7 protein-coding genes are annotated in these 9,512 nt (G+C 52.5%); 4 read left to right on the top strand and 3 right to left on the bottom strand.

Translation table 11 applies throughout. The features are described 5' to 3' along the window. Positions 1 to 234: IS1 family transposase (locus tag BFF42_RS11055; protein ID WP_001393844.1), on the top strand; the 234-nt coding region annotated here is incomplete at its 5' end. 205 nt (positions 235 to 439) lie between these two features. Here the strand turns inward: BFF42_RS11055 and BFF42_RS11050 are convergent. After that, on the bottom strand, positions 440 to 2,761 hold the full coding sequence (locus BFF42_RS11050) for a Tex family protein (protein WP_000980706.1): 2,322 nt from the start codon (positions 2,759 to 2,761) through the stop codon (positions 440 to 442). Positions 2,762 to 2,857: 96 nt separating this feature from the next. Next, positions 2,858 to 3,334 (bottom strand): transcription elongation factor GreB, encoded by a 477-nt coding sequence (gene greB, locus BFF42_RS11045; RefSeq protein WP_000856744.1) that lies wholly within the window; start codon positions 3,332 to 3,334, stop codon positions 2,858 to 2,860. Between the two features lie 227 nt (positions 3,335 to 3,561). Here greB and ompR point away from each other — a divergent pair, with 227 nt between their 5' ends. Together ompR and envZ are read left to right on the top strand one after the other, a co-directional pair. Continuing rightward, the gene (ompR, locus tag BFF42_RS11040) at positions 3,562 to 4,281 is read left to right on the top strand and encodes an osmolarity response regulator transcription factor OmpR (RefSeq protein WP_001157751.1); all 720 of its coding nucleotides are present in this window, start codon (positions 3,562 to 3,564) and stop codon (positions 4,279 to 4,281) included. Beyond that, positions 4,278 to 5,630 (top strand): two-component system sensor histidine kinase EnvZ, encoded by a 1,353-nt coding sequence (gene envZ / locus BFF42_RS11035; RefSeq protein ID WP_001253690.1) that lies wholly within the window; start codon positions 4,278 to 4,280, stop codon positions 5,628 to 5,630. The genes ompR and envZ overlap by 4 nt, the downstream gene beginning before the upstream one ends. Positions 5,631 to 5,705: 75 nt before the next feature. Here envZ and pckA read toward each other — a convergent pair whose 3' ends face one another. Next, complete coding sequence (pckA, locus tag BFF42_RS11030; RefSeq protein WP_001265681.1) at positions 5,706 to 7,328, bottom strand: phosphoenolpyruvate carboxykinase (ATP); 1,623 nt, start codon at positions 7,326 to 7,328, stop codon at positions 5,706 to 5,708. Positions 7,329 to 7,705: 377 nt separating this feature from the next. Here pckA and BFF42_RS11025 point away from each other — a divergent pair, with 377 nt between their 5' ends. Then, positions 7,706 to 9,430: a DUF4153 domain-containing protein gene (locus tag BFF42_RS11025; RefSeq protein ID WP_000370832.1), complete on the top strand. Its 1,725-nt coding sequence runs from the start codon at positions 7,706 to 7,708 to the stop codon at positions 9,428 to 9,430. Positions 9,431 to 9,512 lie beyond the last annotated feature (82 nt).

The following is a 9,512-nucleotide window of genomic DNA, read 5'->3' as shown; positions in this document are numbered from 1 at the left end:
TCGGCCTTTGAGGTCGTGGTATGGATGACGGATGGCTGGCCGCTGTATGAATCACGCCTGAAGGGAAAGCTGCACGTTATCAGCAAGCGTTACACTCAGCGCATTGAGCGACATAATCTGAATCTGAGACAACATCTGGCAAGGCTGGGACGGAAGTCACTGTCGTTCTCAAAATCGGTGGAGCTGCATGACAAGGTCATCGGGCATTATCTGAACATAAAACACTATCAGTAAGTTGGAGTCATTACCGACTGGCTAATGTTTAATTAAGGTTTCAGTTGTTAATGAAGTGATAAATATTGCCGGAATATATTATGAGTTTGGTTGTGGAATAAAAAGGCCGGAGATATTCTCCGGCACTTTTATGTCAGGCAAGGCGTTCGTTGCCAGATGCGGCGTGAACGCCTTATCGCGCAGGTTTAGGGGCCAGTCCGGGCGTTTAACGTTTTTTGCCCATTGCCGCCGCCAGCGCATCCATCATCGCGCTATTACCGGCAGGCTGCGCTTCACGACCGCGTGGTTTGGCTGCCGGGCGGTTGTTTTGCGGGCGTTCATTACCGCCGCCGCGACGGGCGTTGGTTTCGCCAGGCTGCTCGTCCAGACGCATAGTCAGGGCGATACGTTTACGCTGAAGATCCACTTCCAGCACTTTCACCTTCACAATGTCGCCCGCTTTCACCACGGTATGCGGATCTTCCACAAACTTGTTCGACAATGAAGAGATGTGAACCAGGCCGTCCTGATGCACGCCGATATCGACAAACGCGCCAAAGTTGGTGACGTTGGTCACCGCACCTTCGAGGATCATACCCGGTTGCAGGTCGTTCATTGTCTCGACGCCATCGGCAAACTGAGCGGTTTTAAATTCCGGACGCGGATCGCGACCCGGTTTTTCCAGCTCTTTGATGATGTCAGTTACTGTCGGCACACCGAATTTTTCATCAGTAAAGTCAGACGCTTTCAGGTTACGCAGTTCGCTGCTGTTACCCATCAGATCTTTCAGTGCCTGCTGTGTTGCTGCCAGAATGCGTTCCACCACCGGATAGGCTTCCGGGTGGACGGTAGAAGCATCCAGCGGGTTATCACCGTGGTTAATGCGCAAGAAGCCCGCGCACTGCTCGAAGGCTTTCGGCCCCAGACGGCTGACTTTCAGCAGTTGCTGACGGTTCTGGAACTGGCCGTTCTCATCGCGCCAGGCCACGATGTTTTGCGCCATCATGCGCGTCAGGCCCGCCACGCGGGTTAACAGCGGAACAGAAGCAGTGTTGAGATCGACGCCAACGGCGTTTACGCAGTCTTCTACTACTGCGTCCAGTTTGCGGGCCAGTTGCGTCTGGCTGACGTCATGCTGATACTGACCTACGCCGATAGATTTCGGATCGATTTTCACCAGCTCCGCCAGCGGATCCTGCAAACGGCGGGCGATAGACACCGCGCCACGCAGCGAAACGTCGAGATCCGGGAACTCCTGCGCTGCCAGCTCGGAAGCTGAGTAAACCGACGCGCCAGCTTCGCTGACGATCACTTTCTGTGCGGTCACTTTCGGGAACTGCTTCTGCACGTCGAGATAGAAACGTTCAGTTTCGCGGGAAGCTGTACCGTTGCCGATCGCCACCAGTTCAACGTTATGTTTTTCACACAAGGCAGCAACGGTCATCGCTGCTTTTGCGGCTTGTCCGGTGTGCGGGTAAATGGTATCGGTCGCTACCAGTTTGCCAGTGGCATCGACCACCGCCACTTTTACCCCAGTACGCAGACCCGGATCGAGGCCCATCGTTGCACGCAGTCCGGCAGGGGCCGCCATCAGCAGATCGTGCAGGTTACGGGCAAAGACGTTGATTGCTTCATCTTCCGCGCGTTCGCGCACGGTACCCATCAGTTCGGTTTCCAGATGCATCAGCACCTTGATGCGCCAGGTCCAGCTCACTACGCCTTTGCGCCAGCTATCCGCCGGGGCATTGTTCAGGCGCAGGCCAAGGTGATCCATGATGATTTGCTCGCAATAGCTCTCTTTGGGCGGCTCATCGAACTGCGGATCGGCATTCAGCGAAAGCTGGAGTACGCCTTCGTTACGCCCACGGAACATCGCCAGCGCGCGGTGAGAAGGCACCGTGGACAACGGTTCGTGATGATCGAAATAGTCGCGGAATTTCGCCCCTTCCTCTTCTTTACCGCTCACCACCGTAGAAACCAAATGCGCGTTCTTCCACAGATAATCACGCACTTTCGCCAGCAGCGCGGCATCTTCGGCAAACCGTTCCATCAGGATATAGCGCGCGCCATCCAGCGCGGCTTTGGTATCTGCCACGCCTTTATCGGCATCAACATATTGTGCAGCGGCGACTTCTGGCGTGTGTGACGGATCGCTCCACAGCAGGTCAGCCAACGGCTCAAGCCCTGCTTCAATGGCGATTTGCCCGCGGGTGCGGCGTTTAGGTTTGTAGGGCAGGTAGAGGTCTTCGAGTTCGGTTTTGCTTAGGGTGGCGTTGATGGCCTTCGCCAGATCATCGGTGAGTTTGCCTTGCTCGGAAATGGACTTGAGGATCGCCTGACGTCTCTCTTCCAGCTCGCGCAGATAGCTCAGACGCGTTTCCAGATTACGCAGCTGCGTGTCATCCAGACCGCCGGTGATTTCCTTACGATAACGTGCGATAAACGGCACGGTATTCCCTTCGTCAAGCAGGCGAACGGCAGCGTCAACCTGTTCCGGGCGCGCCTGAATTTCACCCGCAATAATGCGGCAGAACGAATCATTCATCATGGTTTGAGTTCATCTTTTCGGATCAAAAATCAGGGGATAGTTATACGGACTGGCTGGCAAAAATGCCAGCCATCGGCAGGAGGTTAAGACTCTTCCTTACGGTTTCACGTACTCGATAGCATTAACATACCAGCTCGCTTCCCCGGCAGGGGTATTCACCACCGCCAGATCGCCGACTTCTTTTTTCAGCAATGCGCGGGCCATCGGGGAATCGATAGAGATGTAATCTTTACGGCCAAAAATTTCATCGTAGCCGACAATACGGAAACGGTGAGTCACGCCATCGTCGTTTTCAATCTCCACCCACGCGCCAAAAAAGACTTTGCCTTCCTGCTGAGGGGAGTAATCGACGATTTTGAGATTTTCCATGCATTTAGTGAGATAGCGCACGCGACGGTCGATTTCACGCAGACGCTTTTTATTATACTGATAGTCAGCATTTTCGCTGCGGTCGCCCAGACTTGCGGCCCAGGTCACCTTTTTTGTGACCTCCGGGCGTTCTTCACGCCAGAGATAATTAAGCTCTTGTTTGAGTTTTTCATACCCTTCCCGGGTAACCAGGGGCGTTTTCATCTCGTTGATTCCCTTTGTCTGTTTGATAATGCGCACATTGGGTATAACGTGATCATATCAACAGAATCAATAATGTTTCGCCGAATAAATTGTATACTTAAGCTGCTGTTTAATATGCTTTGTAACAATTTAGGCTGAAATTCATACCAGATTTAGCTGGTGACGAACGTGAGCTTTTTTAAGAATACACGCTTACAAATTGTTGCGAACCTTTGGGAGTACAAACAATGCAAGAGAACTACAAGATTCTGGTGGTCGATGACGACATGCGCCTGCGTGCGCTGCTGGAACGTTATCTCACCGAACAAGGCTTCCAGGTTCGAAGCGTCGCTAATGCAGAACAGATGGATCGCCTGCTGACTCGTGAATCTTTCCATCTTATGGTACTGGATTTAATGTTACCTGGTGAAGATGGCTTGTCGATTTGCCGACGTCTTCGTAGTCAGAGCAACCCGATGCCGATCATTATGGTGACGGCAAAAGGGGAAGAAGTGGACCGTATCGTAGGCCTGGAGATTGGCGCTGACGACTACATTCCAAAACCGTTTAACCCGCGTGAACTGCTGGCCCGTATTCGTGCGGTGCTGCGTCGTCAGGCGAACGAACTGCCAGGCGCACCGTCACAGGAAGAGGCGGTAATTGCTTTCGGTAAGTTCAAACTTAACCTCGGTACGCGCGAAATGTTCCGCGAAGATGAGCCGATGCCGCTCACCAGCGGTGAGTTTGCGGTACTGAAGGCACTGGTCAGCCATCCGCGTGAGCCGCTCTCCCGCGATAAGCTGATGAACCTTGCCCGTGGTCGTGAATATTCCGCAATGGAACGCTCCATCGACGTGCAGATTTCGCGTCTGCGCCGCATGGTAGAAGAAGATCCAGCGCATCCGCGTTACATTCAGACCGTTTGGGGCCTGGGCTACGTCTTTGTACCGGACGGCTCTAAAGCATGAGGCGATTGCGCTTCTCGCCACGAAGTTCATTTGCCCGTACGTTATTGCTCATCGTCACCTTGCTGTTCGCCAGCCTGGTGACGACTTATCTGGTGGTGCTGAACTTCGCGATTTTGCCGAGCCTCCAGCAGTTTAATAAAGTCCTCGCGTACGAAGTGCGTATGTTGATGACCGACAAACTGCAACTGGAGGACGGCACGCAGTTGGTTGTGCCTCCCGCTTTCCGTCGGGAGATCTACCGTGAGCTGGGGATCTCTCTCTACTCCAACGAGGCTGCCGAAGAGGCAGGTCTGCGTTGGGCGCAACACTATGAATTCTTAAGCCATCAGATGGCACAGCAACTGGGCGGCCCGACGGAAGTGCGCGTTGAGGTCAACAAAAGTTCGCCTGTCGTCTGGCTGAAAACCTGGCTGTCGCCCAATATCTGGGTACGCGTGCCGCTGACCGAAATTCATCAGGGCGATTTCTCTCCGCTGTTCCGCTATACGCTGGCGATTATGCTATTGGCGATAGGCGGGGCGTGGCTGTTTATTCGTATCCAGAACCGACCGTTGGTCGATCTCGAACATGCTGCTTTGCAGGTCGGTAAAGGGATTATTCCACCGCCGCTGCGTGAATATGGCGCGTCCGAGGTACGTTCGGTTACCCGCGCCTTTAACCATATGGCGGCTGGTGTTAAGCAACTGGCGGATGACCGCACGTTGCTGATGGCGGGGGTAAGTCATGACTTACGCACGCCGCTGACGCGTATTCGCCTGGCGACCGAGATGATGAGCGAACAGGATGGCTACCTGGCCGAATCGATCAATAAAGATATCGAAGAGTGCAACGCCATCATTGAGCAGTTTATCGACTACCTGCGCACCGGGCAGGAGATGCCGATGGAAATGGCGGATCTCAACGCAGTACTCGGTGAGGTTATTGCTGCCGAAAGTGGCTATGAGCGGGAAATTGAAACCGCGCTTTACCCCGGCAGCATTGAAGTGAAAATGCACCCGCTGTCGATCAAACGCGCGGTGGCGAATATGGTGGTCAACGCCGCCCGTTACGGCAATGGCTGGATCAAACTCAGCAGCGGGACGGAGCCGAATCGCGCCTGGTTCCAGGTGGAAGATGACGGTCCGGGAATTGCGCCGGAACAACGTAAGCACCTGTTCCAGCCGTTTGTCCGCGGCGACAGTGCACGCACCATTAGCGGCACGGGATTAGGGCTGGCAATTGTGCAGCGTATCGTGGATAACCATAACGGGATGCTGGAGCTTGGCACCAGCGAGCGGGGCGGGCTTTCCATTCGCGCCTGGCTGCCAGTGCCGGTAACGCGGGCGCAGGGCACGACAAAAGAAGGGTAAATAAACGGGAGGCGAAGGTGCCTCCCGTTTTGCTTTCTATAAGATACTGGATAGATATTCTCCAGCTTCAAATCATTACAGTTTCGGACCAGCCGCTACCAGCGCGGCACCCGCAGGGGTGTCGGTGTATTTATCGAAGTTGTCGATAAACAGTTTCGCCAGGGTTTCGGCTTTTTCCTGCCACTGTTCCGGAGAAGCGTAGGTGTTACGCGGATCGAGAATCTTCGTGTCTACGCCCGGCAGTTCGGTTGGGATCGCCAGGTTAAACATCGGCAGAGTGAAGGTTTCTGCATTATCCAGCGAACCGTTGAGGATGGCGTCGATAATGGCGCGGGTATCTTTAATCGAGATACGTTTGCCTGTGCCGTTCCAGCCAGTGTTAACCAGATAAGCCTGCGCGCCCGCCGCCTGCATACGTTTCACCAGCACTTCTGCGTACTGAGTCGGGTGCAGCGACAGGAATGCCGCGCCGAAGCAAGCGGAGAAGGTTGGCGTCGGTTCGGTGATGCCACGCTCAGTACCGGCCAGTTTGGCGGTGAAGCCAGAGAGGAAGTGATACTGGGTTTGATCGGCAGTCAGGCGAGAAACCGGCGGCAACACGCCGAAAGCATCAGCAGTCAGGAAGATAACCTTAGTCGCGTGGCCCGCTTTGGAAACCGGCTTAACGATGTTATCGATGTGATAGATTGGATAAGAAACGCGGGTGTTCTCGGTTTTTGAACCATCATCAAAGTCGATAGTGCCATCTTCACGCACGGTGACGTTTTCCAGCAGCGCATCACGACGGATAGCGTTGTAGATTTCAGGTTCCGCTTCTTTCGACAGTTTGATAGTTTTTGCGTAGCAGCCGCCTTCGAAATTAAACACGCCGTCATCGTCCCAGCCGTGTTCGTCATCGCCAATCAGGCGGCGTTTCGGGTCGGTGGAAAGGGTGGTTTTACCGGTGCCGGAAAGGCCGAAGAACACCGCAACATCGCCTTTCTCGCCAACGTTGGCGGAGCAGTGCATAGAAGCGATACCTTTCAGCGGCAGCAGGTAGTTCATCATCGAGAACATCCCTTTCTTCATTTCGCCGCCGTACCAGGTGCCGCCAATCAGCTGCATGCGCTCGGTCAGGTTAAACGCCACGAAGTTTTCGGAGTTCAGACCCTGTTCTTTCCACTGCGGGTTAGTGCACTTCGCGCCGTTCATAACGATAAAGTCTGGTTTGAAACCTGCCAGCTCTTCATCGCTCGGGCGAATAAACATGTTTTTGACAAAATGCGCCTGCCAGGCCACTTCGGTGATGAAACGGACGGAAAGACGAGTATCCGGGTTCGCACCACAGAAAGCGTCGACAACGAACAGACGTTTGCCGGAAAGCTGCCTGGTCACCAGGCCTTTCAGATGCTGCCAGGTTTCCGGAGAGAGAGGTTTGTTGTCGTTCTTACCTTTGCCTTTGTCTGCCCACCAGAAAGTATCGCGAGTGGTATCGTCACGGACGATATACTTATCTTTTGGTGAACGACCGGTGAAGATCCCGGTATCGACGGCAACGGCACCCAGATTAGTTAACACCCCGCGCTCATAACCTGTCAGGCTCGGATCGAGCTCTTCCTGATACAGCAGGTCGTAGCTTGGGTTGTAAACGATATCATGTACGTCACTGATACCATAAGCCTCGAGTTCTTGCGGGGTCAAACCATTGTTAACGCGCATTTCACTGCTCCTTAGCCAATATGTATTGCCTGAATAGTAAAGTCTTTTTGGGGTGTTAACCGCGACAAGGCTCATAGATTTACGTATCTGGAGAAATTCATATTTGACAAAAAACTCCGTGATTCCTGTCACGAAACGGTTGCTATTATCGCAGAAATAGCATTTTAGGTGTGGAAAATGTTCTCAAAAGGTTAAATCTTGGTTTATATGGCGGGAATATTGTGAGTGGAATCGCATTCCTTAATGAAATTGATGCAAATTCAATCGGTAAAGTATCGATTCACCACGCTAACTTTTTTTGATTATTTTCTGAAAAAAGCAAAATACTACTGCCCGGATGCGATAATTAACCCACCTTTTGATTCTGGATAACCAACATGGATAACGTTGAACTTTCACCGGCAACACGCTGGGGGATGATTGCTACCGGATTACTTCAGGGGCTGGTTTGCTACCTGTTGATCGCCTGGCTTGCCGGAAAAAATCACAGTTGGATTGTTTATGGCGTGCCTGCGACCGTTGCGTTTTCATCCGTTTTACTCTTCTCCGTGATCTCTTTTAAACAGAAGCGCCTTTGGGGATGGCTGGCGCTGGTGTTTATTGCCACGACAGGGATGAGCGGTTGGCTGAAGTGGCAAACTGATGGCATGAACCCCTGGAGAGCTGAAAAGGCGATTTGGGATTTTGGCTGCTATCTGCTGTTGATGGCAATGTTGTTGCTACCGTGGATACAACAAAGCCTTCGTATCCGCAATGGCAGTAGCCGCTATAGCTACTTTTACCAGTCAGTATGGCATAACGTACTTATATTACTGGTGATTTTTCTCGCCAATGGCCTGACGTGGCTGGTGCTTTTACTGTGGGGTGAGTTGTTTAAACTTGTTGGCATCAAGTTTTTCAATACGCTCTTTTTTGCAACCGACTGGTTTATGTATCTTACATTAGGTCTGGTTACCGCACTGGCGGTGATTCTCGCGCGCACACAGTCACGTTTAATCGACTCTATTCAAAAGTTGTTCACGTTAATCGCCACGGGGTTGCTGCCGTTAGTATCATTGCTAACCCTGATGTTTATCATCACTCTGCCGTTTACGGGCCTGAGCGCGATTTCTCGCCACATCTCCGCCGCCGGGTTGCTGTTAACGCTGGCCTTTTTGCAATTGATCTTAATGGCTATTGTCCGCGATCCGCAAAAAGCGTCACTTCCCTGGACGGGGCCGTTGCGTTGCCTGATTAAAACCGCTTTGCTGGTTGCTCCGCTGTATGTGTTCGTTGCCGCCTGGGCGTTATGGCTGCGGGTCGCTCAGTACGGCTGGACTGTCGACCGCTTGCAGGGCGCGCTGGCGGTGCTGGTGTTACTGGTGTGGTCGCTGGGGTATTTTGTCAGTATCGTCTGGCGTAATGGGCAAAATCCCCTTGTTCTTCAGGGCAAAGTGAACCTTGCGGTTTCGTTATTGGTGTTGGTGATACTGGTGCTTCTTAATTCGCCGGTGCTGGACAGTATGCGTATTAGCGTGAACAGTCATATGGCGCGTTATCAGAGCGGCAAAAACACGCCAGACCAGGTAACTATCTACATGCTCGAACAGAGCGGTCGCTATGGACGTGCGGCGCTTGAGTCGCTGAAAAGCGATGCCGGGTTTATGAAAGACCCGAAACGCTCGCGGGATCTGCTGATGGCGTTAGATGGAGAGCAACATCTTCAGGAACAGGTATCGGAAAAAGTATTAGCCGAAAATGTGTTAATTGCCCCTGGTTCTGTTAAACCGGATGCGACATTCTGGTCGGCCTTAATCCAGGATCGCTATAACGTGATGACCTGTATTGAAAAAGACGCCTGCGTCCTGGTCGAGCAAGATCTGAATAGTGATGGTCAGGCGGAGCGGATCCTGTTTGCTTTTAATGATGACAGAGTCATTGTCTATGGCTTTGACTCAGACAGAAAAGAATGGGACGCGCTTGATATGAGTTTACTTCCGAACGAAATAACGAAAGAAAAATTACTCACAGCTGCGAAGGATGGAAAACTGGGGACGAGGCCGAAAGCGTGGCGCGATCTGACGGTAGATGGTGAAACGCTGGAAATAAACTTAAGTAAGTGACAACGCTTTTATCGGATACGACGCTGTATCTGACCAAAATAATTTGCGATTTATTTCATAGGCGCTGGTAAGCGCAGCACAT

Origin of the sequence: Shigella sp. FC1661 (genome assembly GCF_001712525.1) — a bacterium.
Lineage (GTDB): Bacteria > Pseudomonadota > Gammaproteobacteria > Enterobacterales > Enterobacteriaceae > Escherichia > Escherichia coli.
The sequence above is the reverse complement of the archived record's forward strand: the minus strand, read 5'-3'. Positions and strand labels throughout refer to the sequence as shown.

What these genes read in the sequence shown, in the direction of transcription:
- BFF42_RS11050 (WP_000980706.1), bottom strand. Translation starts at nt 2,761, where the DNA reads ATGATGAATGATTCGTTCTGCCGCATTATTGCGGGTGAAATTCAGGCG.
- greB (WP_000856744.1), bottom strand. Translation starts at nt 3,334, where the DNA reads ATGAAAACGCCCCTGGTTACCCGGGAAGGGTATGAAAAACTCAAACAA.
- ompR (WP_001157751.1), top strand. Translation starts at nt 3,562, where the DNA reads ATGCAAGAGAACTACAAGATTCTGGTGGTCGATGACGACATGCGCCTG.
- envZ (WP_001253690.1), top strand. Translation starts at nt 4,278, where the DNA reads ATGAGGCGATTGCGCTTCTCGCCACGAAGTTCATTTGCCCGTACGTTA.
- pckA (WP_001265681.1), bottom strand. Translation starts at nt 7,328, where the DNA reads ATGCGCGTTAACAATGGTTTGACCCCGCAAGAACTCGAGGCTTATGGT.
- BFF42_RS11025 (WP_000370832.1), top strand. Translation starts at nt 7,706, where the DNA reads ATGGATAACGTTGAACTTTCACCGGCAACACGCTGGGGGATGATTGCT.